The organism is Myceligenerans crystallogenes (assembly GCF_039529775.1).
Classification (GTDB): Bacteria; Actinomycetota; Actinomycetes; order Actinomycetales; family Cellulomonadaceae; genus Myceligenerans; species Myceligenerans crystallogenes.
In genome coordinates, this window is record NZ_BAAANL010000006.1 from 91545 (window position 1) to 118236 (window position 26692).

Annotated in this window: 28 protein-coding genes and 1 riboswitch; of the genes, 10 read left to right on the plus strand and 18 right to left on the minus strand. The window is 72.8% G+C overall.

Features of this window, described 5'->3' with window-relative positions:
• Positions 1 to 35: 35 nt before the first annotated feature.
• From ABD208_RS15025 to ABD208_RS15035, 3 genes are read right to left on the minus strand one after another with little or no spacing between them, the layout of a single operon-like run.
• Positions 36 to 629, minus strand: a complete 594-nt coding sequence (locus ABD208_RS15025; RefSeq protein WP_344104345.1) for an FMN-binding protein — start codon at positions 627 to 629, stop codon at positions 36 to 38.
• Positions 626 to 2002, minus strand: coding sequence for a ferredoxin reductase family protein (locus ABD208_RS15030; protein WP_344104347.1), 1377 nt, complete (start codon positions 2000 to 2002; stop codon positions 626 to 628). Before ABD208_RS15030 ends, ABD208_RS15025 begins: the two co-directional genes overlap by 4 nt.
• Positions 1999 to 2736, minus strand: a complete 738-nt coding sequence (locus ABD208_RS15035; RefSeq protein WP_344104349.1) for a response regulator — start codon at positions 2734 to 2736, stop codon at positions 1999 to 2001. Before ABD208_RS15035 ends, ABD208_RS15030 begins: the two co-directional genes overlap by 4 nt.
• A 159-nt stretch (positions 2737 to 2895) precedes the next feature.
• Here ABD208_RS15035 and ABD208_RS15040 point away from each other — a divergent pair, with 159 nt between their 5' ends.
• Positions 2896 to 3555 carry a DUF305 domain-containing protein gene (locus ABD208_RS15040; RefSeq protein ID WP_344104352.1) on the plus strand — a complete coding sequence of 220 codons (660 nt, stop codon included), beginning with the start codon at positions 2896 to 2898 and terminating at the stop codon, positions 3553 to 3555.
• Between the two features lie 95 nt (positions 3556 to 3650).
• On the opposite strand, the gene ABD208_RS15045 is transcribed toward ABD208_RS15040, so the two are convergent.
• Positions 3651 to 4781 carry a sensor histidine kinase gene (locus ABD208_RS15045; RefSeq protein ID WP_344104354.1) on the minus strand — a complete coding sequence of 377 codons (1131 nt, stop codon included), beginning with the start codon at positions 4779 to 4781 and terminating at the stop codon, positions 3651 to 3653.
• Between the two features lie 13 nt (positions 4782 to 4794).
• Positions 4795 to 5697 (minus strand): KPN_02809 family neutral zinc metallopeptidase, encoded by a 903-nt coding sequence (gene ypfJ, locus ABD208_RS15050; RefSeq protein WP_344104357.1) that lies wholly within the window; start codon positions 5695 to 5697, stop codon positions 4795 to 4797.
• 142 nt (positions 5698 to 5839) lie between these two features.
• Between ypfJ and ABD208_RS15055 the strand changes: the two genes are divergently transcribed.
• From ABD208_RS15055 to ABD208_RS15065, 3 genes are read left to right on the plus strand one after another with little or no spacing between them, the layout of a single operon-like run.
• Positions 5840 to 7480 (plus strand): MDR family MFS transporter, encoded by a 1641-nt coding sequence (locus ABD208_RS15055; RefSeq protein ID WP_344104359.1) that lies wholly within the window; start codon positions 5840 to 5842, stop codon positions 7478 to 7480.
• Positions 7477 to 7959 (plus strand): MarR family winged helix-turn-helix transcriptional regulator, encoded by a 483-nt coding sequence (locus tag ABD208_RS15060; RefSeq protein ID WP_344104361.1) that lies wholly within the window; start codon positions 7477 to 7479, stop codon positions 7957 to 7959. The genes ABD208_RS15055 and ABD208_RS15060 overlap by 4 nt, the downstream gene beginning before the upstream one ends.
• A gap of 32 nt (positions 7960 to 7991) precedes the next feature.
• Entirely contained in the window at positions 7992 to 8456 is a 465-nt protein-coding gene (locus tag ABD208_RS15065; protein ID WP_344104363.1) for a VOC family protein, read from the plus strand.
• A 906-nt stretch (positions 8457 to 9362) separates the two neighbouring features.
• Here ABD208_RS15065 and ABD208_RS15070 read toward each other — a convergent pair.
• The gene (locus ABD208_RS15070) at positions 9363 to 10856 is read right to left on the minus strand and encodes a zinc metalloprotease (protein ID WP_344104365.1); all 1494 of its coding nucleotides are present in this window, start codon (positions 10854 to 10856) and stop codon (positions 9363 to 9365) included.
• Between the two features lie 270 nt (positions 10857 to 11126).
• Between ABD208_RS15070 and ABD208_RS15075 the strand changes: the two genes are divergently transcribed.
• From ABD208_RS15075 to ABD208_RS15090, 4 genes are all read left to right on the plus strand, one after another.
• Entirely contained in the window at positions 11127 to 11594 is a 468-nt protein-coding gene (locus tag ABD208_RS15075; RefSeq protein WP_344104368.1) for a hypothetical protein, read from the plus strand.
• Entirely contained in the window at positions 11552 to 12238 is a 687-nt protein-coding gene (locus ABD208_RS15080; RefSeq protein ID WP_344104371.1) for a substrate-binding domain-containing protein, read from the plus strand. Before ABD208_RS15075 ends, ABD208_RS15080 begins: the two co-directional genes overlap by 43 nt.
• Before the next feature lie 140 nt (positions 12239 to 12378).
• The gene (locus tag ABD208_RS15085) at positions 12379 to 13035 is read left to right on the plus strand and encodes a SigE family RNA polymerase sigma factor (protein WP_344104373.1); all 657 of its coding nucleotides are present in this window, start codon (positions 12379 to 12381) and stop codon (positions 13033 to 13035) included.
• Complete coding sequence (locus ABD208_RS15090; RefSeq protein ID WP_344104375.1) at positions 13032 to 14408, plus strand: hypothetical protein; 1377 nt, start codon at positions 13032 to 13034, stop codon at positions 14406 to 14408. Before ABD208_RS15085 ends, ABD208_RS15090 begins: the two co-directional genes overlap by 4 nt.
• 49 nt (positions 14409 to 14457) lie before the next feature.
• Here ABD208_RS15090 and ABD208_RS15095 read toward each other — a convergent pair whose 3' ends face one another.
• Both ABD208_RS15095 and ABD208_RS15100 read right to left on the minus strand, forming a co-directional pair.
• Positions 14458 to 16056 (minus strand): ABC-F family ATP-binding cassette domain-containing protein, encoded by a 1599-nt coding sequence (locus ABD208_RS15095; protein WP_344104377.1) that lies wholly within the window; start codon positions 16054 to 16056, stop codon positions 14458 to 14460.
• 168 nt (positions 16057 to 16224) lie between these two features.
• Positions 16225 to 16614 carry a winged helix-turn-helix transcriptional regulator gene (locus tag ABD208_RS15100; protein WP_344104380.1) on the minus strand — a complete coding sequence of 130 codons (390 nt, stop codon included), beginning with the start codon at positions 16612 to 16614 and terminating at the stop codon, positions 16225 to 16227.
• A 96-nt stretch (positions 16615 to 16710) separates the two neighbouring features.
• On the opposite strand from ABD208_RS15100, the gene ABD208_RS15105 reads away from it, so the two are divergent.
• The gene (locus tag ABD208_RS15105; protein WP_344104383.1) at positions 16711 to 17121 is read left to right on the plus strand and encodes a RidA family protein; all 411 of its coding nucleotides are present in this window, start codon (positions 16711 to 16713) and stop codon (positions 17119 to 17121) included.
• A gap of 12 nt (positions 17122 to 17133) precedes the next feature.
• Here ABD208_RS15105 and ABD208_RS15110 read toward each other — a convergent pair whose 3' ends face one another.
• The 7 genes from ABD208_RS15110 to ABD208_RS15140 all read right to left on the minus strand — a co-directional run bounded on the left by ABD208_RS15110 (position 17134) and on the right by ABD208_RS15140 (position 23228).
• Positions 17134 to 17904: a hypothetical protein gene (locus ABD208_RS15110; protein WP_344104387.1), complete on the minus strand. Its 771-nt coding sequence runs from the start codon at positions 17902 to 17904 to the stop codon at positions 17134 to 17136.
• 40 nt (positions 17905 to 17944) lie between these two features.
• Complete coding sequence (locus ABD208_RS15115) at positions 17945 to 18325, minus strand: hypothetical protein (protein ID WP_344104389.1); 381 nt, start codon at positions 18323 to 18325, stop codon at positions 17945 to 17947.
• 127 nt (positions 18326 to 18452) lie between these two features.
• Positions 18453 to 18941 (minus strand): gluconokinase, encoded by a 489-nt coding sequence (locus ABD208_RS15120; protein WP_344104811.1) that lies wholly within the window; start codon positions 18939 to 18941, stop codon positions 18453 to 18455.
• A 201-nt stretch (positions 18942 to 19142) separates the two neighbouring features.
• Positions 19143 to 20498 carry a ThiF family adenylyltransferase gene (locus ABD208_RS15125; protein WP_344104391.1) on the minus strand — a complete coding sequence of 452 codons (1356 nt, stop codon included), beginning with the start codon at positions 20496 to 20498 and terminating at the stop codon, positions 19143 to 19145.
• A gap of 89 nt (positions 20499 to 20587) precedes the next feature.
• A complete protein-coding gene (locus ABD208_RS15130) occupies positions 20588 to 21580 on the minus strand; it encodes a thiazole synthase (protein ID WP_344104393.1) in 993 nt (330 codons plus the stop codon).
• 2 nt (positions 21581 to 21582) lie between these two features.
• The gene (gene thiS, locus ABD208_RS15135) at positions 21583 to 21837 is read right to left on the minus strand and encodes a sulfur carrier protein ThiS (RefSeq protein WP_344104395.1); all 255 of its coding nucleotides are present in this window, start codon (positions 21835 to 21837) and stop codon (positions 21583 to 21585) included.
• A complete protein-coding gene (locus ABD208_RS15140; RefSeq protein ID WP_344104397.1) occupies positions 21834 to 23228 on the minus strand; it encodes an FAD-dependent oxidoreductase in 1395 nt (464 codons plus the stop codon). Before ABD208_RS15140 ends, thiS begins: the two co-directional genes overlap by 4 nt.
• Positions 23219 to 23324, minus strand: a riboswitch (TPP riboswitch). It overlaps the preceding gene by 10 nt.
• 106 nt (positions 23325 to 23430) lie before the next feature.
• Between ABD208_RS15140 and thiE the strand changes: the two genes are divergently transcribed.
• Positions 23431 to 24099, plus strand: coding sequence for a thiamine phosphate synthase (thiE, locus tag ABD208_RS15145; RefSeq protein WP_344104400.1), 669 nt, complete (start codon positions 23431 to 23433; stop codon positions 24097 to 24099).
• A 2-nt stretch (positions 24100 to 24101) separates the two neighbouring features.
• Here the strand turns inward: thiE and ABD208_RS15150 are convergent, their stop codons facing one another.
• Genes ABD208_RS15150 through ABD208_RS15160 form a run of 3 tightly spaced genes read right to left on the minus strand, consistent with a single transcriptional unit; the run spans position 24102 to position 26611 of the window.
• Complete coding sequence (locus ABD208_RS15150) at positions 24102 to 24323, minus strand: EF-hand domain-containing protein (RefSeq protein ID WP_344104403.1); 222 nt, start codon at positions 24321 to 24323, stop codon at positions 24102 to 24104.
• 42 nt (positions 24324 to 24365) lie between these two features.
• Complete coding sequence (locus ABD208_RS15155) at positions 24366 to 24992, minus strand: TetR/AcrR family transcriptional regulator (RefSeq protein WP_344104405.1); 627 nt, start codon at positions 24990 to 24992, stop codon at positions 24366 to 24368.
• Positions 24989 to 26611 (minus strand): MFS transporter, encoded by a 1623-nt coding sequence (locus tag ABD208_RS15160; protein ID WP_344104407.1) that lies wholly within the window; start codon positions 26609 to 26611, stop codon positions 24989 to 24991. The genes ABD208_RS15155 and ABD208_RS15160 overlap by 4 nt, the downstream gene beginning before the upstream one ends.
• Positions 26612 to 26692: the final 81 nt, after the last annotated feature.

The following is a 26692-nucleotide window of genomic DNA, read 5'->3' on the forward strand; positions in this document are numbered from 1 at the left end:
CCCGCACGGCCCTGGCCCCGCGCCGTCGTCGTCCGTCATCCGCGCAGGTCGATCGTGGACTGGAGGGACGCCTTGTAGCCCTCGGACGTGTACGTCGCGCCCGTGACCGAGTCGAACCGGGCGGACTGCGCGGCCAGCGCGCGCTCCTCGAGGACCGGGAGCGCGTCGCCGTTGATCTGCTGGCTGCGCGGGTCGTCGCCGTGGCCCGCCTGGAGCGGGCTGACGTCGATGATCTCGTCGCCCAGGAAGGTCACCGCGACCTGGACGTGGCCCTCGCGGGTGTCGATCACCGCGCCCGTGACGGTGACCTCCTCGGGCTCGGGCTCGGGTTCGGGGACAGGCTGATCCTGCTCGTCCGGCGCCGTCGTCGTCCCGGAACCACCGCCGGCCCCGGAACCGCCGCCGGAGCCCTCGCCGGACGAGGGCTTCGGGGACGACGCCGCCTTCTTCCCGTCCGCCTTCCCCGAAGGCTCCCCCGACGGCGACATCGAGTGCCCCGCGTGATGGCCCGCGGCGTGCTGCGCGGCGTCGTCGTCGGTCTGCGACAGCTCGTACCTCGCGAACGCCGCGGTCCCGATGACCGCGAGGCTTCCCACATAGACCAGGGTCCCGCGCCAGCGGCTGCTCATGACAGGCTCAGCTCCTCGTGGTGGACCGCCCGGGACGGGATCCGGAGCCTGCGGCAGCTCCGGACGACGGTGTCGACGAGCCCGGGCGGCCCGCACACGAACACCTCGCGGGCGGCGGCGTCGGGCACGACGGCGCGCAGCGGTCCCGGCGCCAGCGGGTCGCGACCGAGCGCCTTGCGCCGTCCCGCGAGCGGGACGTACGCCGCGCCGAGCGCGGCCGCGAGCTCCCCGGCGAGCGCCAGTTCCTCGGCGGTGGACGCACGATGGACGACGACGACGTCGCGCCCGTCCCGCACGAGTTCCTCCGCGAGCGCCCGGATGGGCCCGATCCCGGCGCCGCCGGCGATGAGCAGCACCCGCCCGGCGGCGGTCCGGGCGGCGGTGAAGCGCCCGAACGGGCCTTCGAGGAGCACGCGCGTGCCGGGCCTGAGCCCGCCGACGGCGGACGAGTGGTCGCCGAGCGCGCCGACGGTGAACCGCAGGCGTCCGTGCTCGGGCACGGCGGAGACGGAGTACGGGTGGGCGGTGACGAGGTGGCCGCGGGTGAGGAACCGGACGAGGAAGAACTGCCCGCCCTGCACGCCGAGCTCCTCGACGTGCCGGCCCTGGAGCCAGACGCTCGTCGTGGACGGCGATTCGGGCACGACGGCCTCGACGCGGAACACGTGCCGGGTCAGGCGCCACAGCGGCCGGGCGATGCGCCAGGTGACGAGCGCGGCGCCCGCAGCCGCGTACATGAGGATCCAGACGGCGCGGGCGACGGGGTCGGCGAGGAAGTGGGTGCCGCCGGTGATCTGGTGCCAGAACGTCAGGTAGATGCCGACGTACAGGGTGAGGTGGACGGTGAGCCACACCTCGTAGGACAGGAGCCGCCGGATCAGGCGCGCGCCCGTGATCCCGCCGAGCAGGAACAGGCACGCTCCGATGGTGGCCTCCCAGAGGTCCGGCTGGGTGGCGAGCAGGGCGGGGACCTGCGCCCACACCGTCGTCGACTCCCACCGGGCGGAGCCGGTCAGGACCAGCAGGACGTGCGTGACGACGAGGAGCACGACGGCCGCGCCGAGGCTGCGGTGCCACCCCACGAGGTGGTCGAGCCCGAACAGCCGCTCGATGCCCGGCGCGCGGGAGATCAGCACGAGCAGCACGCAGACGAAGTAGGAGGCCAGCATCCCGGCGAGGTCACCGGCGCCGGACAGGACCGTCCCGGGGTCGGTGCCGGTGCGGGCACCCCCGAACCAGAAGACGGTCACGGCCAGCCCTCCGGCGGGCACGGTCAGCCGGAGCGCCGCCCGGGCGCGGGCGCCCGGGCTGGTGTCCCGGCCGCGCGCCTCCCGGCGCCCGACGCCGTGGCGGGCGGTGGCGACGGCGGTCATGAACCGTCCCCGATCCGGTAGCCGACGCCGCGGACGGTGCGGACGAACCGCTGCGCCGTCGCCGAGTCGCCGAGCTTGCGGCGCACGTGCAGCACGTGCACGTCCACGAGGTGGTCGTCGCCGAACCAGTCCGCGCCCCAGACTGCCTCGACGATCGCGCGCCGCGAGAGCGCGACCCCGGGCCGGGCGGCGAGCGCGACCAGGACGTCGAACTCGGTGCGGGTCAGCGGGACCAAGGCGCCGTCGAGATCGGCCTCGCGCGCGGCGACGTCGATGCGCAGCGGGCCGATCTCGATCGCGGGTACGGCGGCCGGGAACGCACCCTGGACGGGGTGGGTGCCGCGGGGGCGCCGGAGCATCGCCTGGATGCGCGCCATGAGCTCGCGCGGGCGGAACGGCTTGGTCAGGTAGTCGTCGGCGCCGACGGACAGGCCCACGACGGTGTCGATCTCGTCGGCCCGGGCCGTCAGCATCACGACGTAGCAGTCGGAGAAGGTGCGCAGCCGGCGGCACACCTCGATCCCGCCGAGACCGGGCAGGCCCAGGTCCAGCACCACGACGTCAGGGTCCACCTCCCGCAGCACGTCGACGGCCGCGGCGCCGTCGTGCACCTCCCGCGTCTCGAAGCCCTCCCGCTCGAGGTAACCCGCCACGAGCCGCGCGAGCGGCACCTCGTCGTCGACGACGACGGCACGGCGGACGGGAGCTGCGGGGGGCGCGGGCACGCTGACCATTGTGCCGATCGCGGGCCGCGAGTCGAACCCGTGCGGGCCTCGCCGGATTTCTTCATCGTTTCTTGATCGAGGGCCGACGGCGGGTGCGGGGTCGCGGGCACAGACTCGTCGTCGTCCCGTACCGCACGTGTGCGGGCTGACGAGAGGAACGAGAGCACCGTGAACGTGAACCTTCGGCGGATGCCGGTCGTCGTGATCGTGGTGGCGGGGCTGCTGCTCGCCGCCTGTGCGGGATCCTCGTCCGACGACGGCGCGGCCGCGGACGAGCACGCCGGGCACCACAACGAGGCCGACGTGGAGTTCCTGCAGATGATGGTCGTCCACCACCAGGGCGCGGTGGAGATGGCCGAGCTGGCGGCCGAGCGGGGGCAGAGCCCGAGGATCACGGGCCTGGCGAACCGGATCGCGACGGCGCAGCAGCCGGAGATCGACCGGATGACGCAGTGGCTCGACGAATGGGGCGAGGAGTCCGACCCCGCCGCGATGGACCATGAGGACATGGACATGGGCGGCGAGGACACGGGGGGCGAGGACCCGGAGGGCGAGAACACGAAGGGAACGGGCCACGGCGAGACGGCGGGCGGCGAGATGGGTCAGGCCGAGGCCATGGGCACCCTCGCCGGGCTGAGCGGCGCCGACTTCGACGTGCAGTTCCTGCACCTCATGATCGCCCATCACCAGGGGGCGCTGGCGATGTCGGAGACGGTGCTGGCCGACGGCGTCAACCCCGACGCGCGGGCGCTCGCGGAGGAGATCACCACCGCGCAGGCCGACGAGATCGCCGAGATGGAGACCATGACCGCGGAGATCGCGGGCTAGGCGGGCCGGCCGGTCCGGGCCGGCCGGTCCGGGCCGGCCGGGCGGCCGGGCCCGGCGCCGCGTCGGCGGGAACGGGGCCCGGGACCGAACGGCGGTCAGGCGGCGCCGGGACGACGGGCGTGCCAGGGGCGGGCCGTCGCGGGGAGCGTGATCGCGAAGGTCGCGCCACGGGACGGGCCGTCGCTGGCCGCCGCGACCGTACCGCCGTGGGCCTCGGCCAGGGCCTTGACGATCGCCAGGCCGATCCCGGAGCCGCCGTGGTCCCGGTCGCGAGCCGCGTCGGTGCGGTAGAAGCGGTCGAAGAGGTGCGGAAGGTGTTCCGCGGCGATGCCGTCGCCCGAGTCGGTGACGGTGAACCTCACGGCGGGCCCCGCGCGCCGGGCGGCGAGCCGGACCTCGCCGCCCGGCGGCGTGTGGCGCAGCGCGTTGTCGAGCAGGTTCGCCAGGACCTGCCCGAACCGGTCGTGGTCGACGGCCACCGGCGGCAGCGCGGGGTCCGCGTGGGTGAGCAGCCGCACCTGCCCTGCGGTGCAGCGGGCACCGGCCGCGGTGGCCGCGGCCTCGATCAGGCGCGCCGGGTCGGCGGGCCGCAGGTCCAGCCGCGTGGCACCGGACTCCGCCTGCGTCACGGCGGTCAGGTCCGCGACGAGCCTCGTGAGGCGCGACGTCTGCTCGCGCAGCGTCGCGGTGGTGGCGGGGTTCAGCTCGGCGACGCCGTCGTCGATCGCGTCGAGATACCCGGCGATCGTGGCGACGGGCGTGCGCAGCTCGTGTGCGACGTCGGCGGTGAGCCGGCGGCGCGTGGCCTCGTTCTCCCCCAGCCGCCCGGCCATGCCGTTGATCGCGGCGGCAAGTTCCTCGAACTCGGCGCCGGTGGCCGGCCCCGCGGCCACGCGCTCGTCGAACCGGCCGGCGGCGACCTGCGCGGACACCGCGGCCATGCCGGCCAGCGACACGGCGACCCGCCGCGAGACGAGGTAGGCCAGCACGAGCGAGGTCAGCACGGAGGCCCCCAGGGCGGCCGCCAGCGTGAGGGCACTCGCGGAGACGAACGCCTCCCGGGCGTGCGTCTCGACGCTGCCCGGGCCGTGCTCGGCGCGTTCCAGGTGCACCCGGAACAACTCCGGGCCGACGGCCTGGCCCACGATCCAGGCCGCGATCCCGCCCGACAACACCACGATCGCCATCGACAGGACGAGCCGGGTCCGGAAACCTGATCCGTTCATGAGCCCGGCCCCGTCAGAGGTTCGCCGCCTCCAGGGCGTTGCACTGCTCGATCGTGCCGCCCTCGTAGCCGCGGGTGAACCAGTCGACGCGCTGCTCGCTGGTGCCGTGGGAGAAGGAGTGCGGGTCGACCTGCTGGCCCGCCCGCTGCTGGATGCGGTCGTCGCCGACCGCCTCCGCCGCCGACAGGGCGTCGTTCAGCTCCTGCTTCGTGGGGGGCCGCAGGAACGGGACGCCCGTGTCCGGGTCCTCGGTGGTGGCGGCATGGCCCGCCCACATGCCGGCGAGGCAGTCGGCCGCCAGCTCGATGCGCACCGAGTCCGACTCGGCGCCCGTGCCGGAGCGGTCCGCCTGCTCGAACCAGCCGAGCTGGTTCTCGATGTGGTGGCCGAACTCGTGCGCGGTCACGTACATCTCCCCCAGCGGGCCGCCGCTGGCGCCGAGCTGCTCGCTGAGCACCTCGTAGAACCGGACGTCCTCGTAGACCGTCTGGTCCGCCGGGCAGTAGAACGGCCCGGTGTCGCTGGTGGCCGAACCGCAGCCGGTGTCGACGGCGTCGGTGAAGCTGACGACGCCGGGCTGCACGTACTCGATGCCCGCCTGCTCCGGCAGCGCCTCGGCCCAGTAGGCGTCCAGCGCCTGCGCCGTCGCGGACAGGCGGCACTCCTGGTCGGTGTTCGCCTGCTCGGCGGTGCAGGCGCCCACGGCCTGCTCCTGACCGGTCCCGGCGCCGCCCGTCGTCGTACCGCCACCGAGCACGTCCGCGGGGTTCCCGCCCATCGCCAGGTAGATGATCGCGATGATGACTGCGCCGAGGCCGCCACCGCCGATCGCGATGCCGCGACCGCCGATGCGACCGCCCCCGCCGCCGCGCTGCACGCGGCCGCCCTCGAAGTTCCCGCCCTCGCTGAAAGTCACGGCGCCACCGTACCGGCAGACACCGACATCCGCCGGAGCTGCCCGATCCCTGCGGCGTGAGGACCGGCACAGCGCGAACTCGTTGACCGCGGTCAACCATCCGGTTAATGTTGCTCACAGCAACTATCGAAAGAGTGATCCCTTGACCCAGGAAACCGCGGCGGCCGGCCGGCCGCACGTGCTCCGAGCCATCTCGGGGCTGATCGTCGGGATGTTCGTCGCGCTGCTGTCCAGCACCGTCGTCTCCCCCGCCCTCCCCCGCATCGTGTCCGACCTCGACGGCGACCAGTCGTCCTTCACCTGGATCGTCACGGCCACCATGCTGGCCATGACGGTGAGCACCCCGATCTGGGGCAAGCTGTCCGACCTGCTCGACCGCAAGCTGCTGGTCCAGATCAGCCTGGGCGTCTTCACCGCCGGCTCGATCGTCTCCGGCTTCGCGCAGGACCCGGGCATGCTCATCGCGTCCCGCGCGGTCCAGGGCATCGGCATCGGTGGCCTGATGGCGCTGGTGCAGATCGTCGTCGCCGACGTCATCTCCCCGCGCGAGCGCGGCCGGTACATGGGCGTCATCGGCGCCGTCATGGGCGTGGGCCAGGTCGCCGGGCCGCTCGTGGGCGGGCTCGTGACCGACTCGATCGGCTGGCGCTGGACCTTCTGGATCTTCGTGCCGTTCGCCGTCTACGCGATCGCGATGATCCAGTCCACGCTGAAGCTGCCGCCGCGCCCCCCGCGCCCGGTCAAGGTCGACTACCTGGGCGGCGCCCTCATCGCCGGCGGCGTGTCCGCGATCCTCGTGTGGGTGTCCCTGGCGGGCAAGGAGTTCGCCTGGTGGTCCGGGCCGACCGCCGCCATGCTCGGCGGCGGGCTCGTGCTGCTCGCGGCCGCCGTCCTCGTGGAGCTGCGGGCGCCCGAGCCGATCATCCCGATGCGGCTGTTCCGGGACCGCACCTTCACGCTCGCCGTCGTGGCCTCGATCGCCGTGGGCATCGCGATGTTCGGCGCGAGCATCTACCTCAGCCAGTTCATGCAGCTGGCGCGGGGCGCCACGCCCACCGAGGCCGGCCTCATGACCCTGCCGATGGTGCTCGGCCAGATGGCGGGCGGCATCGTCATCGGCCAGCTCATCTCCCGGTCCGGGAGGTGGAAGCGGTACCTGGTGGGCGGCTCGATCGCCCTGACGGTCGCCCTGGTGCTGATGAGCACGCTGCACCACGACACGGCGTTCGCGCTCCTGGCGGTCTTCATGTTCCTGCTGGGGCTCGGCATGGGCACGGTCATGCAGAACCTCGTGCTCGTGGTCCAGAACCAGGTCGCGGCGCGGGACCTGGGCACGGCGAGCGCCGGCGTGACGTTCTTCCGCACGCTCGGCGGCACGCTGGGCGTCTCCGCGCTGGGCGCGATGCTCGGCAACCGGGTGCCGGTGCTGCTGGAGGAGGGTGGCCTGCGGGCTGCGGCCGGGGCGGTCGCGGCGGACCCGTCCGCGCTCACTCCGGCGCAGGGCGCCGCCCTGGAGCAGCTGGCGGCCGGTTCGTTCCCGAACATGGCGGACCTGCCGGAGCGGATCCGGGTGATCGTGGAGACCGCGTACGGCGCGGGAATCGCGGAGCAGTTCCTGGTGTCCGTGCCGGTCGCGGTGGTGGCGATGGTGGCGATCATGTTCCTGCCGAACGCCCGCCTGTCGCGCCAGACGGCGGCGCAGCGGCTGGCGGAGGAGTCCGCGGGCACTCCGCGGACGCCCGAACTCGCCACGGCGACGTCGTCGTCGGACGGCCCCCGATGACCGGCGGCGGGCGCGCGGCCGGCGTCACCGACCTCCCGACCGACCTCCCCGACGAGACCATGGTCGCCGCCGAGCAGCAGATCGGCCTGCTGTTCCGGACCGCGATGCAGCGCTGGAAGGAGCAGGCAGCGAGCATCCATCCGGACCTCGCCCCGAAGGCGTTCGCCGTGCTCCGCACGCTCGTCGACGACGGGCCCGCACAAGCCCGGGACCTGGTCACGCGCCTGGGCACGGACAAGAGCGTGCTCAGCCGGCAGATCACCAGCCTGGAGCGCCTGGGCCTGATCGAACGCGAGGTCGACGAGCACGACGCCCGCGCCCGCCGCCTCGTGGCCACGCCGGCGGCCGCCGCGCGGGTCACGCGCGTGCGCGCGGCCCGCCACGACGACGTCCGACGGCGCCTGGCGGCATGGACCCGCGAGGAGCGCGCCGTCTTCGTCGACCTGCTGGGAAGGCTCACGGCGCCCGACGACGCCTGAGCGATGTCAGACAGTCGCGGCATGCTGTTCCCATGAGCACCCGAGATTTCCAGGTCACGTTCGACGCCCACGACCCGCGCGCCCTGTCGCTGTTCTGGCGGGACGTGCTGGGCTACGTCCACCCGTTCCCGCCGGGCACGGAGCCGGCGTCGGAGGGCGATGCGCTGGCCGCCTGGGACGAGTTCCTGGAGCGGGTCGGCGTGCCGCAGGACCAGCGCAACGGTTCCTCGGCGCTGGAGGATCCGGAGGGAAGGCGCCCCCGGATCTTCTTCCAGCGGGTCCCCGAGGACAAGGTCGCCAAGAACAGGGTCCACCTCGACGTCCGGGCGGCCCCTGGCCTCCAGGGCGACGAGCGCATGGCGGCCCTCGAGGCCGAGTGCGAGCGCCTGGTCGCCCTGGGCGCCACCCGCGTGCAGCGCTTCGAGCCCGCCCCGCCCATGGGCCAGGGACACATCATCATGCGGGACCCGGAGGACAACGAGTTCTGTCTGGACTGATTTCCGGGGCGGCCGGCGTGCCAGGTCCGGCAGGTTCTTGCCGGTCGGAGCCGTGAGCAGATTTTCGCGACTCCCGTATCCAGACGTCGCTGGACGTACGTCAGCGTACCAAAACGAGGCATAAACGGGGCAAGATCAGGCCCCGGCCGCCGCGGCCGGGGCCATGGCACGTTTTGACGCCCAGCCTGCACCAGTGTCAGAAGCCGCGCTTGGCACACTTTTATTCTGTGCCTGGCGGCGACGGCGACACTGACTCGCAACGGCGCGTTCTTCCTGCGCACAGCTTCAGACTCGCCAACCTCCTCGGTTCGATACCGGAGGCTGTTGCAGGGGTCGCCGTAGTCGCCGCTCTGGGACTGCTCCGCACCGTTCAGACGTTGAGCTATGCATCAGACTCTTCACTTGCCAGTTCGCCGCCGTAGATCTGGCTGTGGGGGAACTGTGGGGGAATGAGCTTGGTGCACCGCTCCCCCCGCTGGTGAGGGAGCCGACGGGCCCAACGGGGAATCGTTGGTTTCGTCGATGGGGCGAGGCCCCGCAGTTCCGATCCTAGCCGCAGCGCCCTCAACGCGAATCCTCGCCCTTCGCCCGCTGACTCCGTCTCCAAGCGCGCAGCCCACTGCTGCGGGCTGGTCGATCCGTACCCGTCGTCACCCTCCCGAAAGGATCCGCGAACTTCCAATGCTTTGTCTTACCGGACCTCGTTTGAGCCGCAGGAGTGCTTGGCGCGAGCGAACCTCGCGCCAAGCGCGCGGCACGGCGCAAGAGACAGGACAAAGGGGCGGGAGGGGTCACGCGGGTGAAGCTAGATCGGACGAGAGGGCCTGTCCAGACTTCAGCTCTGTGTCACCTTCAGCTCGCCGGACGCAACGGAAAAGCACCGCGAATGGTGCCAGATCGAGACGGCTACGGACGGTAGTAGAGGTTGTAGATGGAGCTGCCGGCGATCTCGTGGCCCCCGCCGGCGATGCACGCCCCGGTCCCGTACCCCGAGAACGTCATGTTCTGGCAACGGCTACACCACCGCCAACCTCCTTGTTGACTGACCGTTGGTTCCTGACCGATCGGGATCTGATACGACCCGACGGCAAAGCGATGCTGGCCACCCGATACGCACATTCCTGAACCGAACCCAGCGAACGCCAGAAGGTGACAGGCCTGGCATGCCCGCCACCCTGCCTGGGCTACGGGCCGCATTCCCGGGCGCCCGTCGATAACCGCGTATCGGCCGCTCCCGTCGTAGTTGTGCGGGCTTCCGTCGTGGCAGGGGCCGGGTGGGCCGCCGAAGTCGGCATATGCCAGGCACTGGCAGTTGGAGCACCAACGCCACCCCAGTAATGTCGGCGGCGGCGGTGCGGGTGCGATATCGACCTCGACGAACTCCGGAGCTGTCGACGACACCCCGGACACGGTGAAGCCCATTCCGAGTACATTGAGCTGGGACCCAATGACAGCCGGGATCGTGCCTTCATACCAGGGCGGATCGACCTCGTTACGTCCCGGCCCAACCGGGTGGACACCGATGGAATGGATCACGACCCCTGGTGCCACACCAGTGTCGTCGCCGGTTGCGGTTCGGTACTCGACGATCAGTTTCTGCGCGGACGTCCCGTTTGGAACGCCGAGTACGGCCGCCTGCGGCTTTGCCGGATCGGTGACTGAGCAGAGTCCGTGAATACGGACCCCGTTGCGGGGGGGCGCGCTGACGTCCCATACCCGGCCGGTGAAGAAGAACAACTCCTTGTACCGGCGATACAAAGCGGCTGCGGAGGGACGGCGTTCGCTGACCCAAAACCCAGGACCAGCCGCCAGCACCCCCTGCCAGGAGGACGCCGGCGGAACGGTGGTCGCGTGCGACTGGGTGCCGGTATACCCCATCACGCAATAGGGATCGTTGTAGAGGTGGTCGAACTTCTGACCGGCGTATGGGCCGAACGCATGCTGCAGCCCAAGGGTGTGCCCGACCTCGTGCTGCAGGAACGCCATCGTCGTGGCCGGGCCGAGGTTGAACGCGATGTCCCCGCCCGAAGCCCCGGCATCGGTCGGCCATGACGGAAGAACGGTGATCAGATGCTGGAACCCGTCGAGGGAGACGTCGTTCTCGGCCAAAACCCGCCGCACCGCATCCAACGTCCGGGACCGGCCCCCCAGGAAGTTGCCGTCGCGGTGACGGTGACCCTCCAGGGTGTAATAGCCGGGCAGGACGGTGAACTGCAGGTCGACCAGTCCAAAGGCGGCTCGGTGCCAGAAGTTGCGGACGCTGTCGGCGTGGTTGAAGAAGACGTCGTACAGAGGTCCCTCAGTGCTACTAAAGTTACCTCCCGCACCCGGCAAGGTCCGGTCGACGCCGTCATCGAATCGGGCGCGAACAATGGCGTACCGATGAATCGGATAGTCCATGGAACCCCCAGCGGGTGTCACACATCCCCAGAACGACGGATCAATCACGTTACCGGAGCAGCACGTCGGCGACGAGTGGCGGCGAGGGTGAGATCGAGGTCTTTGGAACACTATTCCGGAAGCACCTTGCGGGTCGACAACACCACGGCGGCGCATCTGCTTGGAGAGAAGGTGTGCGGCACGTGACGCAACCTCCCTCAGAGGGCGCCTGCCTTCGGTAGGTTTACGCAGATGGTCAGGTGGTTCCGTCGGCGGGGCCGGCGATCGCGAGTGATCGGCGCAGTCCTCGGTGTGGCATCCGGCGTCCTGGTGGCCGCGTTGCTGGACGCCCTCAAGGACGCGGTGATGCCGAACGAGGCATCGTGGTGGCTGTCGCTTGGTGCGCTGCTCGCAGGTGCGGCCGCCGGCTACACCGTTGACCGAGGCGTGGGGCGGTGGATCGACGCGCCGTATGGATCGGGGACCGCGGTGGTCGATACCGTCTCGGACGTCGACCAGCACTTCGATCCGCGCGGCCGGGGCGTGATGAGCGCGTCCCAGATGAAACACCGGTTCCGGGGGTGGCATGTCGCGCTGACCGAGATCAATACGTGGCTCGCCGCGGACCGGGTGCCGCCCTTGCTGGTCGTGACGGGCGATCCAGGGTCGGGGGGACTTGCCCCCTCGAGGACGACCCGGAGGCCGAGCTGCGGGCCGTGGCCGCGCTCGCGCGTCGGCGGGTCGACGGGTTCATCGTGACACCGGTCCGCGACGACCAGTCCTACCTGCGCGTGCACGTCGATCGCGGCACGCCGCTGGTGTGTGTCGACCGTGAGCCGCACGGGATCGAGGCGGACACCGTCACGACGTCGAACGTCGACGGGGCGCGGGCGGCCGTCCGCCACCTCGTCGCGCAGGGGCACCGGCGGATCGCCTTCCTGTGCGACTTCGAGCGCATCCAGACGGCGGCGCTGCGCCGGCAGGGCTACCTCGACGAGCTCGCGGCCGCGGGCCTCGACGCCGACCCGGCGCTCGTCGTCCTCGGCCTGCACGACGACCCGAGCGCCACCGCCGCGGCCCGCCGTCTCCTCGCCCTCCCGGGCCCGCCGACAGCGAACTTCTCCAGCCAGAACCTCGTCACCATCGGCACCATCCGGGCGTTGCAGCAGCTCGGCCTCGAGAACGACGTCGCGCTCGTCGGCTTCGACGACGTCGAGACGAGCGACCTCCTGCGGCCGGCCACCACGACCGTCGCCCAGGACCCGGATCGCATCGGGCGCCTGGCCGCGGAGCGGCTGTTCGCACGCATCAACGGCGACACCAGCCCGCCCGGGCACCTCGTGGTCCCCACCCGGCTCGTCGTCCGAGGCTCCGGCGAGCTCCCCGGCCCCGGTCGCCGCTGAGGCGGGGCCGGCGCCACGGGCGACCGGCCCCCGCGACCTCAACCGTTCCGTCCTCGCGGAGCGTCATGGCGGGTAGGAGGTGCGAGCAGGCGCCCGCACCCAGACCCGGGAGGCGCGATGAGAACGACGTGGAGCAAGGCATGACGGCGGAGTGGGACGCCGAGCTGACCGAACTCGTCACCCACCGTGGCGGCGCCCTGGTGACTCACGCCTACCTGCTGGCGGGAGACCGCCGCGAGGCCGAGGACCTGGTCCAGGACGCGCTGGTCAAGGTGTACTCGAAGTTCCGGCGGCCGCACCCGCCGGGCGCCGCGGGCATGACGACCCTCGACGTCACCGTGCCCGTGGGGAACGTCGAGGGCTACGTGCGGCGCACGATCACGACCCTCTTCCTGGACAGGTACCGGCGCAGGCAGCGATGGTTCCGCGTGGCCCACCTGCTGCCCGCGGACGGGAGCGTCCGCGGGGCGGACGACCCCGCTGCCGCACGCGCCGACGTCGGCGCCGCGCTCCGGCGGCTCACGCCCCGGCAGCGGGCCTGCGTGGTGCTGCGCTACTACGAGGACCTGACGGTCCCGCAGATCGCCGCGGAGCTCCGGATCTCCGAGGGAACGGTGAAGAGCCATCTGCACACCGCGCTGCCGGCTCTGCGCGCCCTGCTCGGCACCGACGAGGCCGAGAGCGAGACCGGCGAGGCCGACGGCGAGACCGGCCGACGGCGGACCCCCGCGGCCGGCCTCCGGGACACACACCTGATCGGCACGAAGCCGGCCCTGGAAGGAGGGGACGCACGATGAGCACCCAGGACACGAATCACGCAGGGGGCACCCCGGAGGAAGGAGCGACCCTGGCAGGGCTGCTGCGGGAGCACGGCGCCGGCGTGCGCGCCGAAGGCCACGCGGCACTGGCCGAAGGACTGCCCCAGGTACGCGGCCGGGTGCGACGCCGCCGCGTCGCCAAGGTGGGGGCCGTCGCGGGAACGCTGGCGGTGGCGGGTGTCCTGGCGCTGACCGGTTCGCAGGCCGCCGGATGGATCCGGGGCGACGCCGAGCCGCTGCCCGGGGGCACGAGCACCCAGCGGCCGCAGGGCGAGATCCCGGACGGCGTGACCGTCAGCTACCAGGACGGGTACGTGCCCGACGGCTGGAAGCAGAGCGGGGCCTTCTGCGGGATGCCGGTCGCGGACCTGGAGGACCTGGCGGAACCCACGGGGATCGCGGGACTCACCGTCGGCACGACGGGCGAGCCGGTCGCCTACCGGGAGCGCGCGGGCTGGTGGGTTCCGGCCACCGTCTCCGGCGAGGCCATCGCGGAGGCCGTCCAGGAACCGTTCCTCGTCTGGTCGCAGGACGGCACGGTGGTCGACCTCGGCTGGTCGTACGCGAGCGACGGCGTCCACTCGATCGCCGAGGCCGAGACGGGCCAGTGGTGGGGGCCGGTCCGTGCGACGCCGGTCACGGGCTGCCTGCCCACCCCGGGTGCCGACGAGCCGTTCGACGACCGCCGCTATCAGCACGTGCGCGAGGCCGGACGGTTCGAGGTCCGGGTGGCCGTGCGGACGCACGACGACGACTCGGGCGACTCCTCCCTGTACCTCAGCGAGCCGAGAGAACTCGAGACCGCCGACGGCGCCGGCGGGCCGGCCGGGGGTGCTCCCCGGCCGGAACCGGACGGCTCGTCCTGGTCGGGCCAGTTCACGCCCGACTGGCTCACCTGGTCCGACGTCGGCTGCTCCGCGTCCGAGGAAGAGGTGCTGGCCGGCTCCCGGGCCGGTGCGGAATGGGCGTTCGACCTGCACGAGGCCGATCTGACCACGGTCCTCGGCCGCTGGGAGATCCCGGTGACGCTCACGGACGGCGCCGGCGCTCCGAGCCTCCCGTACGCACCGCCCGTGATCATCCTGTTCGACGACGGCCGGCTGGTCGGTCACGGGTATCCCGGGCCCGCCCTGGCGCCCGCGACCGGCGGTGACGGCTGGGGGTACGCGTACTCGAACGCGATGAACTCCTGCCGGGTCACCCCGGACGGCAGCCGCACCCGGATCCCCGAGGGCGACTACACGGCACGGGTCATGACGGTGCTCGATCCGGGAGGCGACACGCAGCGGTTCGTGTGGAGCGACTCCCTCGCGGTGCGGGTCGCGGAGGACGGGGACCTCACGGCGCGATGACGGCGGGCCGGGCGCGCGGCGTCACCGCGCGCCCGGCCCCGATGCCTGCTCAGGCCAGGCTGACCAGTTCCGCGTAGCTCTCGTTCCAGAGGTCCTCGTCGCCGTCCGGCAGGAGCAGGACGCGCTCCGGTTCCAGGGCCTCGACCGCGCCGTCGTCGTGCGTGACCATGATGACCGCGCCCTCGTACGTCTTGAGCGCGCCGAGGATCTCGGCGCGGGACGCCGGGTCGAGGTTGTTGGTCGGCTCGTCGAGCAGCAGGACGTTCGCCGACGAGACGACGAGCGTCGCCAGCGCCAGGCGCGTCTTCTCGCCGCCGGACAGGACGCGGGTGGGCTTGTCGGCGTCGTCCCCGGAGAACAGGAACGAGCCGAGCACGTTGCGCACCTGCGTGTCGGTGAGGTCCGGTGCGGCGTGCCGCAGGTTCTCCACGACCGTCGCGTCCATGTCGAGGGTGTCGTGCTCCTGGGCGTAGTAGCCGAGCTTGAGGCCGTGACCGGCGTCGACGGTGCCGGAGTCCTGCTGCTCCACGCCCGCGAGGATCCGCAGCAGCGTCGTCTTGCCCGCGCCGTTGAGGCCCAGGATGACGACGCGCGAGCCGCGGTCGATCGCCAGGTCCACGCCCGTGAACACCTCGAGCGAGCCGTACGACTTCGACAGGCCCGACCCGGTGATCGGCGTCTTCCCGCACGGCGCCGGCTTCGGGAACCGCAGCTTGGCCACCCGGTCCGCCTGCCGCACGCCCTCCGCGCCCTCCAGCATCGACTCGGCGCGCCGGATCATGTTCTGCGCGGCGGTCGCCTTGGTGGCCTTCGCGCGCATCTTGTTCGCCTGGGAGATCAGCGCGGACGCCTTCTTCTCCGCGTTGTCGCGCTCCCGCCGACGACGCCGCTCGTCCGTCTCCCGCTGCTTCATGTAGTTGTCCCAGCCCATGGCGTACTGGTCCAGCTCGCCGCGGTTGGCGTCCAGGTGGAAGACCTTGTTGACGCAGGCCCGCAGCAGGTCGACGTCGTGCGAGATCACGATGAAGCCGCCCGAGTACACCTTGAGGTAGTCGCGCAGCCAGGCGATGGAGTCGGCGTCGAGGTGGTTGGTGGGCTCGTCCAGGAGCAGCGTCTCGACGCCGGAGAAGAGGATGCGCGCCAGCTCGATGCGGCGGCGCTGACCGCCCGACAGGGTGTGCAGGGGCTGGGCGAGGACGCGCTGGTCCAGGCCCAGGTTCGCCGTGATGACCTGGGCCTCCGCCTCGGCGGCGTAGCCGCCCGCGGCGAGGAAGCGGGCCTCCAGCTTGGGGTAGCGGTCCAGCGCCTTGGTCATGACGTCCGGGTCCTCCGAGGCCATCTCGGCCTCGGTGACGCGCATCTTCGCGATCAGCTTGTCGAGCTCGCGGGCCGACAGCACCCGGTCCATCGCGATGACGTCGAGGTCGCCGGTGCGCGGGTCCTGCGGGAGGTAGCCGATCTCGTTGCCGCGCGTGATCTGGCCCGCGGCGGGCAGGGCCTCGCCCGCGAGGGTCTTGGTGAGCGTCGTCTTGCCCGCGCCGTTGCGGCCCACCAGCCCGATGCGGTCGCCGGGACCCACGCGGAACGTCGCGGGCTGCAGCAGGGCGCGGGCGCCGAAGCGCAGTTCGACGCCATGGGCGGTGATCACGGGATGCGGGTCCTTCGAGGCTCGGGAGAGTGAGTGGCCCATGGCGGCAGGGCCGATCGGGGCCGGGCCAGTCTACGAGGTCGGCGGCGTCGGGCGCAGTGAGATTGATCGCGCGGACGCGGCGTCATGCCGGGAGCCGATGACGCCGTCGCCCCCGAGCCAGGCCCATCACGCGTCGGCGTCGAACTGCGACCTGGCCCGGTCGACCTCAGGAAGTGCCGTAGCGGTCCACAGGTACAGGGAGTCGATGAGGTCCTGGAGCGTCCCGCCGAGCTCCGAGAGGCGGTACTCGACCGCCACCGGGCGCGTACTGGTCACGACACGCTCGACCATCCCGTTGCGCTCGAGCCGCCGCAGCGTCGCCGTGAGGGACTTCTGCGTCACGAGCGGGATCGCGCGGCGCAGTTCGTTGAACCGACGCGGTCCCTCGCACAGCGTGTCGAGCACCTGCAACGACCACTTGTCGAGCACCTGATCCAGTAGCTCGCGGTGCTCGCGCGTGAGACGGAGCGGCGCATCCCCGGTGGTGGTCACCTTCGCGACGGCGGTTTCCTCCATGAAACCTAGTCTCGTTGAAGTCACCTTCAGATACAAGGTATCTCTTGGAGACCAGCAGCCGGGAGCCCCGGATGCGCCGACCCGAAGGGAAATCCCATGACCGTTCAGCTCCTCACCCCGGATGCGATGTTCCAGCCGGTCCCCTACCACCACGTCGCGGTGGCCACCGGATCCAGGCACATCCACGTCGCCGGTCAGATCGCCCGGGACGGCCAGGGCAACCCCCTCGCCCCCGGCGACCTCACGGGCCAGCTGGCCGCCGCGCTCCGCAACACCGCGCGCGGCCTGGCCGGCGCCGGGGCGACGTTCGACGACGTCGTGCGCCTGCGGTTCTTCGTCACTGACTGGCAGCCCGAGAAGTACACGGAGTTCGTCGCCGGTATCGAGCAGGTCGCCGAAGAACTCGGCCTGCCGGACCCGCTGCCCCCGGTGTCCGCCATCGGCGTCAGCTACCTCTTCGAGCCTGACGTGCTCGTCGAGGTGGAGGCATACGCCGTCGTCGACTGACCCCGAGCGTCGTCACCGGGACGGCGGGAGCGGGCTGCGGGCGTTGCGGGCGACGGCCCACCAGATGATGCCGCCGACCAGCAGGAAGAAGCCCAGCATCCCGCCGCCGACCGCGACGAACCACGCGCCGATCGTGCCGAGGAGCGTCGCGAAGAAGTCCCCGAAGTCCTGGCCCTCGGCGACGACGACGGAGGTTCCCGCGGCGACGCCCGGATCGGACACCTCGATCTCGACCGGGCCGGCGGCGTCGAACATCGCGACCACCTCGCCGTGGGTGCCGCCCAGGTCGACGGTCCCGCCCGGGAATCCGCTCCGGACCGGGACGGGGGCGCCGTCCGCGGCCGTGACGGAGATGTCGTCCGGACCCAGCCGGGTGCCCGCGAAGGTCTGGTCCGGGTCGTCGTCCCACTCGCCGTTGGGCGCGTGACCGGCGGCGCCGGCCGGCGCCCCGGCGCCGATCTGCCAGACGGCGTACGTGCCCGGCTCGGCCGGGAGGGGCACCTCGGCCGAGCCAGGCACGTCCGCCGAGCCCAGCGCCCGCGCCCCCGGCTCACCCGACGAGGTGACGACGTCCAGGGGCACGGCCCGCAGGAACAGGACGACGGCGAGCGCCCCCGCCGCGAGCGCCAGGACCAGGACGGCCGCGCCGGAGAACGTGAGGATCTTCGGCCCCTTGCCGACCGTGCGCGGTCCCCGGCCGACCGCCGAGGCGGCCCCGCCCGCCGGCGTCACGCCTGAAGGTGGTGAGTTCTCGATGAACCCGGGTCCCGGCGGAGTGCTCATCCAGGAATCGTCCCACGGCGGCTTGCGCGGTCGGCTCCCGCTACATCTCCTCGTCGTCCATCGGCTCCTCGGAGTCGTCCATGGACGTGCCGTCGTCCATCGGCTCCTCGTCCATCGACTTCTCGCCGTCGTCCATGGACCCCTCGTCGTCCATGCCCTCGCCCTCGTCCGACATCTCCTCCTCGTCCATGGGCTCTTCCATGGAGTCCTCGGAGTCCATCGACTCCTCCTCCATGGGCTCCTCCTCCATGGAGTCCTCCTCCATGGAGTCTTCCGTCATCTCGTCGGTCATCTCCTCCGTCCCGGCCGGGGACGAGTCGTCGCCGGCCGGGCCGGAGTCGTTGCAGCCGGCGAGCAGCGCGGCGGCGGTGAGAGCGGACAGCGCGACGGCCGCGACACGGCGGCTCCGGTTGATCTTCATGCCCCCGACGCTATGCCCTGACCAGCCAGAACGACCCTTACAACCTCGTTGTGAGGTCCTTACGCCGATCTAACGCGGGAGCGGACCGAACCCTCGCGGAACTCTCCCGCAACCGTCCGGCATCGGCTCAGCTGAAACGCACGGGCAGCCGTCCCACGATCTCCGCGACGATCTGGGTCGGGCCCGGGGTGATGTCCACGGTGAAGCCTGGTTCGCCGGGGGCCAGCGGTTCGAGCGTGGCCAGCTGGCTCGCCAGCATGTCCGGCTTCATGAAGTGGCCCGGGCGGGCCGCGATGCGCGCGCCCAGCAGCTCCGCCGAGCCCGTCAGGTGCACGAACACCACGCCGCCGGCATCCCGGAGCACGTCCCGGTAGGCCCGCCGCAGCGCACTGCACGCGACGACGACGTCGGCCCCGCGCCGCGTCCCGTGATCGGCCATCCAGTCGCGCACGATCGCCAGCCACGGCGCCCGGTCGTCGTCGTCCAGCGGGATGCCGCCCGCCATCTTCGCGACGTTCTCCGGCGGGTGGAAGGCGTCGGCATCGGCGTACTCGGCCCCGAGCCGCTCGGCCAGCAGCTCCGCCACGGTCGACTTGCCGGACCCGGCGACCCCCATCACGACGACGTTCACACCCGGACCCTAACCGAACCGGGCCGAGCCCCGGGCGACCGGCACGAGGCCGGTCCGGTCACCCGGCACGAGGTTGCCGTCCGCACCACGAGGTCGCGTCGCGTCGCCCCAGGACAACCGGACGGCAACCTCGTGCCGTGACAGCAACCGCCTGGTTCCCGCCCGGGCATCACGTAGGCAGGCTCGTCAGGCCGGGGCCGGGCCGATGGCCCGGAGGCCACCGGTCACCGAGCGGGCGTCGAGCCCCGCGTCGCGCAACGTCTCCGCAACGCGGCGGGAACGCAGGCCGGCGGCGCAGAGCACGTGGACGGTGCGGCCTCCTGCCCACGCCCCGACGTCACGGACGACGACGGCGCCCGGCCCGGCGAACTCCCCGGACGGCACCACGCGCGCCCCCGGGAACGGCTCGAGCTGCGCCTCCCACTCCTCGCGCACGTCCAGCACGAGCGGCTCGCCGCCGTCCGCCCGCAGCGCGAGCAGGTCCGCGCCCGAGATCTCGGCGACCCCTTCCGCCGCCCCGCCCGCGGGCGCCGTCGCCCCCTCGACGGCCCCGCCCGCAGGCACGGTCACGCCCTCCGCGGCCCCGCCCGCAGACGCCGTTGCCCCGTCCACGGCCACACCTGCGGGCGTCGTCGTTCCCTCCGCGCCCGCAGGCGCCGTCGCCCCCTTTGCCGGACCCCCGATCCCGCAGAACACCGCGTACGGATCGACGGCGTCGTTCCCCGGACCGCCGAGCAGCTCCGTGACCGGCGCCCGGTCCGGGTCCGGCCGCACCGTGAGGGTGCGCCACGTGACGTCCAGCGCGTCGTACACGGCGAGCCGCCCCAGCAGCGTGCGCCCCGCGCCCGTGATCAGCTTGATCGCCTCGGTCGCCATCACCGTGCCGATCGTGCCGCAGACCGCGCCGAACACGCCCGCCGTCGCGCAGTCCGGCGACGCGCCAGGGGGCGGCGGAACCGGGAACACGTCGCGGTACGTGACGCCGTCGCCGTGGGGCGGCCGCGCCCAGAACGTGGCGGCCTGGCCGGTGAACCGGTGCAGCGCGCCCCACACGCACGGGATGCCGAGGATCTCGGCGGCGTCGGACACGAGGTAGCGCGTCGCGAACGAGTCCGAGCCGTCGAGCACGAGGTCGTAGCCGCCCAGCAGGTCCAGGGCGTTCCCGGCCGTCAGCCGTTCCCGGTGCCCGACGACGACGACGTGCGGGTTGACCTCGCGGATCGTCGCGGCGGCCGACTCCGTCTTGGCCACCCCGAGATCGCTCTGCCCGTGGATCACCTGGCGTTGCAGGTTGGAGGCCTCCACGACGTCGTCGTCCACGATGCCGAGCGTGCCGACGCCGGCCGCCGCGAGATACAGCAACGCCGGGCTCCCGAGCCCGCCCGCCCCGACGACGAGCACCTTCGCGGCCGCAAGCCGCCGCTGCCCCTCCACCCCGATCCCGGGCAACGCAAGATGCCGCGCATACCGCACCACCTCCTGGTGACTCATGGCGGGGCCGGCCTCGACGAGAGGCGGAAGCGAGCCCTGCGACCATGTCATCTCGTTCGATGGTCGCGTTCCCACCGTACGAGATGACATGGTCGACACCTGGGCCGTGGCCGTCGGGCCAGCCGGGCGGCGGTCGGGGGTCACAGGGCCAGGTCCAGGTTGTTGGCCGGGGCGATGCGGCCCTCCGGGGGGGAGCTGGCCAGGGCCTGCTCGCGGCGGGGCATGCGGCCCGCGCGGGCCGCGTCGTACCCGGCCTCGACGGCCAGGCGCATCGCGCGGGCCATGCGGACCGGGTCCGCCGCGCGCGTCACGGCGGTGGCCAGGAGGACGCCGTCGCAGCCGAGCTCCATCGCGAGCGCCGCGTCCGACGCCGTGCCGATCCCCGCGTCGAGGATGACCGGGACGGGCGACTCCGCGGCGATCGCCTCGATGTTGCGCGGGTTCGCGATGCCCAGCCCGGAGCCGATGGGCGAGCCGAGCGGCATGACGGCCGCGCAGCCCGCGTCGGCGAGATGGCGGGCGGTGACCGGGTCGTCGTTGGTGTAGGGCAGGACGGTGAAGCCGTCGGCGACCAGGGTCCGCGCCGCCTCGACGAGGCCGATCGGGTCCGGGAGGAGCGTGACGTCGTCGGCGATGACCTCCAGCTTGACCCAGTCCGTGCCGCACGCCTCGCGTGCGAGCTGCGCGGTCAGGACGGCCTCGCGGACCGTGAAGCAGCCCGCGGTGTTGGGCAGGGCGCGGATGCCGAGGCGGTCGAGCATGGCCCACACGGAGGTGTCGCCTCCGGCCGACGCACCGCCGGGCGCGGGCCCGCCCGGCGCGGGCCGCGCTACGCGCCGCATCGCAACGGTGGTCAGTTTCGTGCCCGACGCCGTCAGCGCGTCCGCGAGCGCCAGCAGGCTCGACGCTCCCCCGGTCCCCATGACGAGCCGCGAGCCGAGCTCGACCCCGGCGATGGTCAGGGGTGTCCCGGTCACGCCGGCCGACGCGCCGGTCGCGCCGGTCGCGCCAGCGGACGTCCCGGTCGCGCCAGCCGGCCTCCCGGTCGCGTCGGCGGGCGTGCCGGTCGCGCCGGCCGGGTGCCTCGCGGCGTCGCCGGGCAGGGTGCCGGTGAGGTGCGATGTTGGTTCCATGGTCAGCCTCCCTGGACGGCGGTGACGACCTCGACCCGCATGCCGGGCCGGATCTCGGTGCGCTCCCAGGCGCCGCGCGGCACGACGGCGTCGTCCACGGCGACGGCGACGCCCTGCGGCACGCCGTCGACGACGACCTCGGGCAGCAGCCGGCCGACCAGCTCGGCGACGGGCAGCGGACCCTCGAGGGGGTAAGGCAGGCCGTTCACGACGGCGCTGGCTTCGCCGTTCACGACGGCGCTCGGTTCGGCGGTCATGCGAATGCTCCTTCGTGCGGGGCGGGGTTCTCGAACAGCCGGGCAAGGTGCCGGCCGACGACGGCGGCCGTGTGCGGGGTCAGGAGGATGCCGTTGCGGTGGTGCCCGGTCGCCAGGAACAGCCCGGGCTCGGCCATACCGATCAGCGGCAGGTTGTCCGGGGTCGCCGGCCGCGACCGGGTGGTGGTCTCGATCAGGTCGGCCTCGTCCAGGCCGGGCAGCAGCGCCCGCGCGTCGCGCAGCAGCGCGAACACGTCCCCGGCGCGGGTCCGCGTGGTGGCGTCCCGCTCGTCGGACGACGCGCCGACGACGATCTCCCGCCGCCCGTCGCCCCGGGCCGCCCGCGGGACCACATAGACGGACCGGCCCTGGACGGTGCCGCGCACCACGACGGAAGGCCCGGCCGCGGCGTCGGCCTCGAGCCGCAGCGTCGTCCCGGGCACGGCCCGCGTCGCCGCTCCCCCGTACAACCCCGCGCTCGCGTACCCGGCGGCGAGGACGACGACGTCGGCGGGATGCTCGACCCCGTCCTCGTCCACCACCCCGGCCACGCGCTCGCGAGGTGGGGCTTCGGACGCCCGGGCAGGGCCGACGGGATGCTCGACCCCGTCCCCGTCCTCGTCCACGACCCCGGCCACGCGCTCGCGAGATAGTGCCTCCGGCCGCGAGGCGGTGCCGTCCATCGCGAGGAAAGGAATTCGCTCGCGCGGTAGTGCCTCCCGATCCGGGGCAGAGCCCTCGGAGAGCAGTACCCCGGGACCTGAGGCACCACCTCGCGGGGTCGAGGCTGCGCCCGGATCGGGGATGACGCCCGGAACAGCGGTGCGGCGGAGAGAAGCGACCGCGCGGGTGACGAGCGTCGCGTCCGGGTGGGCGGTGACCACCCGGAGCAGGGCCCGGTGGACGGCCCGGGGATCGACCTGGTGATCGCCCGGGATCCAGGCCGCGGCCGCGATGCGCGGGCCGAGGGAGGGTTCGCGGTCGCGGGCCTCGGCGACCGGGATCTCGCGGGAGCCCAGGCCGAGGTCGCGGTGGAGAGCCAGGCGGCGGCGGAGCAGGGCGGCGTCGTCGGCGTCGAAGGCGACCGCCAGCGTTCCCGAGGCGTCCAGGCCGAGGGCTCCCGGCGGGAGGCCCGCGGCTCGTTCCAGGACTGCCGCGAACTCCGGCCAGAGCCGGACGCTCCGGGCGCCGAACCGCGCGAGGTCCCGTTCCCCGAAGTCGGCTTCCATCGTCGGCCCGAGCATTCCGGCGGCGGCATGCGTCGCCCCGGCCCCCGGCGCCGGATCGAGCACCGTGACCGTCGCCCCGGCGTCCAGCGCCCGCCAGGCGGCGGCAAGTCCGATGATCCCCGCGCCCACGACGACGACGCCGGGCGCACGACCGTGTCCCATTGCTTGCTCCCTTCGCCGGCATGACCCGGATCAGGTTCGACGGTCGGCGCGCCTGCGCCCTCTCAGCCCCGCGGCGGGGCTCCCGTGCATGTGTGTGCAGCAACCATAACTCGCATCCGGCGTGGTTCCGGACGCGGGCGGCGCGGGCGCGGGGTGGTCACGCCCCGGGCCCGCGGGCCGGTCGCGCCTAGACTCCGGTGCCGTGGATCCCAGAACGCGGCTCGCCGACGCCCGGCTGTACCTGTGCACCGACGCCCGGGAGGCGTCCGGTGACCTCGCGGCCTTCCTGCACGCCGTGCTCGGGAACGGGGTCGACGTCGTGCAGCTGCGGGACAAGTCGCTCGACGCCGCGCGGGAGATCGAGCTGCAGGCGCTCGTGGCGCGGGTCGCGGCCGAGCACGGGGCGCTGTGGGCGGTCAACGACCGCGCCGACGTCGCGGGCCTGACCGGCGCGCCCGCCGTGCACATGGGGCAGGACGACCTCTCCCCCGCCCAGGTCACCGCCCTGCTCGGCGAGGGCCCGGCGCTCGGCCGGTCGACGCACGCGTTCGGCGAGGCGATGGCGGCCGAGGCGGATCCCCGGGTGGACTACTTCTGCGTCGGCCCGCTCTGGTCCACCCCGACCAAGCCCGGCCGCCCCGCCGTCGGCCTCGGCCTGCTGCGGGAGGTCGCGGACACGAAGCCCGCGACGCCGTGGTTCGCGATCGGCGGCATCGACGACGTCACGCGGGACGACGACGCCGGGCCCACCCGCCTCGACCAGGTCCTGGAGGCGGGCGCCCGCCGCGTCGTCGTCGTCCGCGCGATCACGCGGGCGGCCGATCCGGGCGCCGCGGCGGCGGCCCTGCGCCGCCGCCTCGACGAGGCCTGAGGTCAGGCGTTCCAGGCCTCGGTGAACTCCGCGAGGTTGATCTTGCCGTCACCGTCGCCATCGGCGTGGACGAAGATCGAGGTGAGGTCGTCCTTGGAGACGTCCTCGCCCTTCTTGGCCATCGCCTGGCGGAACTCGTCGACGGTGATGTGGCCGTCGCCGTCGCCGTCGAACTCGGTGAACGTGGCGGTCAGGTCGTCTTCGGCGGTCACTTCTCCGGTCACTGCGGCAGCCTCCTGAATTGTCCGGGAACGGTCGCAGGAAGGCTACCGCGTCCCGATGCCCGTCAGGATCTGGTCGACGAGGCGCTCGGCGAGATCGGGCGTGCGCAGGTGCGGGTAGTGGCCGTAGATCTGGATCGTCAGCAGCGGGCTGACCAGCCCCGCGGCGACGAGCATCGGATCGAGGTCGGCGCGCAGCTCGCCCCGCTCGATCCAGTACCGCACGAGCTCGATCCCGGCCCGGCGGCGCTCCGTCATCAGGCGCTCCTGCTGCGCGGCGAGCTCCGGGTTGTCCTCGGAGTCGATCATGATGCAGCGCAGGATCCGGCGCTCCCGGGGCGAGACGTCGGTGCGGACGGCCTTGAGCATGCGGATCAGGTCGTCGCGCACCGACTCGTGCGGCAGCTCGAACGCCGGCGGCGCCTTGATGCTCTCGACCGCGGCGGCGACCAGCTCCTCCTTGGTGGCCCAGCGCCGGTAGATCGTGGTCTTGGACGTGCCCGCGCGCGCCGCGACCGCCTCGACGGTGATCGCGCGCATCGAGCCGTGCTCGGCCACGAGGTCGAGCACGGCGGCGAGGATCGCGTTGCTCGCCGCCGTGCTGCGCGGACGCCCGACGACGGGCGCGGGGACGGCCGCGGAGTTCTCCGCTTCCGGGGACGTGGAGGTCATCGGACCATTTTCGCCTGCCGTTCGCCCGCCGGGACGGCCGACACGTCCGCGCCCGCCCGCGCGCCGTCGTCGTCCCGCGACGGCCTGCCGGAGAAGTACCGCCCGACGACGATCATCCCGAGCAGCGCGACCGCCGCCGAGACGTACGCCGTGGTGTGCATCGCGTCGACGAACGCGACGTTCGCGGCGGCCAGCAGCGACTCCGCCGCCTCGGGCGGCACCGCGCCCTCCGTGACCGCGCCGTACGTGGCGGTCAGGGAGGCCCGGGCGGCCTCGGGCAGCTCGGGCGCGACCTCCGCGATCCGGCTCTGGTACGCCTGCGCCATCACCGTGCCGAGCACGGCGACGCCGAGCGCGCCGCCCACCTGCCGCAGCGTGTTGCTGAGCGCGGAGGCGACCCCCGCCTGCTCGCGCGGCACCGACTGCATCATCACGTTCATCGCCGGCGGCATGAGATTCGCCATCCCCGCCGACTGGAGGAACATCAGCACCACGATCAGCCACAGCGGCGTGTCGAGGCCCACCTGGGCGATCGCGAGGAACACCCCGCCCACGAGCGTCAGCCCCGCGAGCCCCACGGCCCGGGTGCCGAACCGCTTGACGAACATGCTCGACAGCGGCGAGAACACGATCATCCCGGCCCCGAAGGACAGGAACATCAGGCCGGTCTGCAGCGGCGTCAGCCCGCGCACGAGCTGGATGTAGAAGGTCATGAAGAAGAACAGCCCGAGCATCGCGAAGAAGATCAGCGCGATCAGCGCCGACGCCGAGGCGAACCGCCGGTCCAGGAACAGCCGCGGGTCGAGCGACGCGTGCGGGGTGCGCAGCTCCCACCGGACGAACCCGGCGAGCCCCGCGACGCCGGCGGCGATCGTGCCCCACACCTCCACGCCCGCCCACGAGCCGGAGTCGCCCGCCTCGATGACGCCGTAGGTGATCAGCACGAGCGCGACGACCGACAGCGCCATCCCGACCAGGTCGGGCCGCCCCTGGCGCCCCTTCGACTCCGGCACCAGCCACAGGATCGCCACCAGGCCGAGCGCCACGATGGGGACGTTGATCAGGAACACCGATCCCCACCAGAACTCCTCCAGCAGCGCGCCGCCGACGATCGGCCCGAGCGCCCCGCCGATCCCGACCGCGCCGCTCCAGATCCCCAGCGCCTTGGGGAACTCCCGCTCGGAGAACACCGCGCGCAGCAGCGACAGCGTGGCCGGCCCCATCGCGGCCGCGCCCGCGCCCATCAGCGCGCGCCCCGCGATGAGCTGGTCCGGGTTCTGCGCGAACGCCGACCCCAGCGAGGCCAGGCCGAACGCCACCATGCCGACGACCAGCATCCGCTTGCGGCCGATCCGGTCCCCCAGCACGCCGCAGACGAACAGCAGGCCGGCGAAGACGAGGGTGTAGCTGTTGATCATCCAGGCGAGATCGCTCTGCGACGCGCCCAGCCCTTCGACGGGATCGGCCAGGGTCTTCAGGGCGACGTTGAGGACGGTGTTGTCCAGGACGGTGACGATGAGGCTCACGACGAGCAGCCCGAGGATGGCCCAGCGGCGGGGGTGGCCGGCGTCCTCGGGGGCTGGTGCGGGAGGGGCAAGGGTTCTGGGGTCGGTGCTCATGCGCACCACCCTACCTTCTTTCGATACGCGACGGTAGCGTTTCGAAAGGAGCGCGGCGGACCGTCTTGCCCTCGGGCCTCC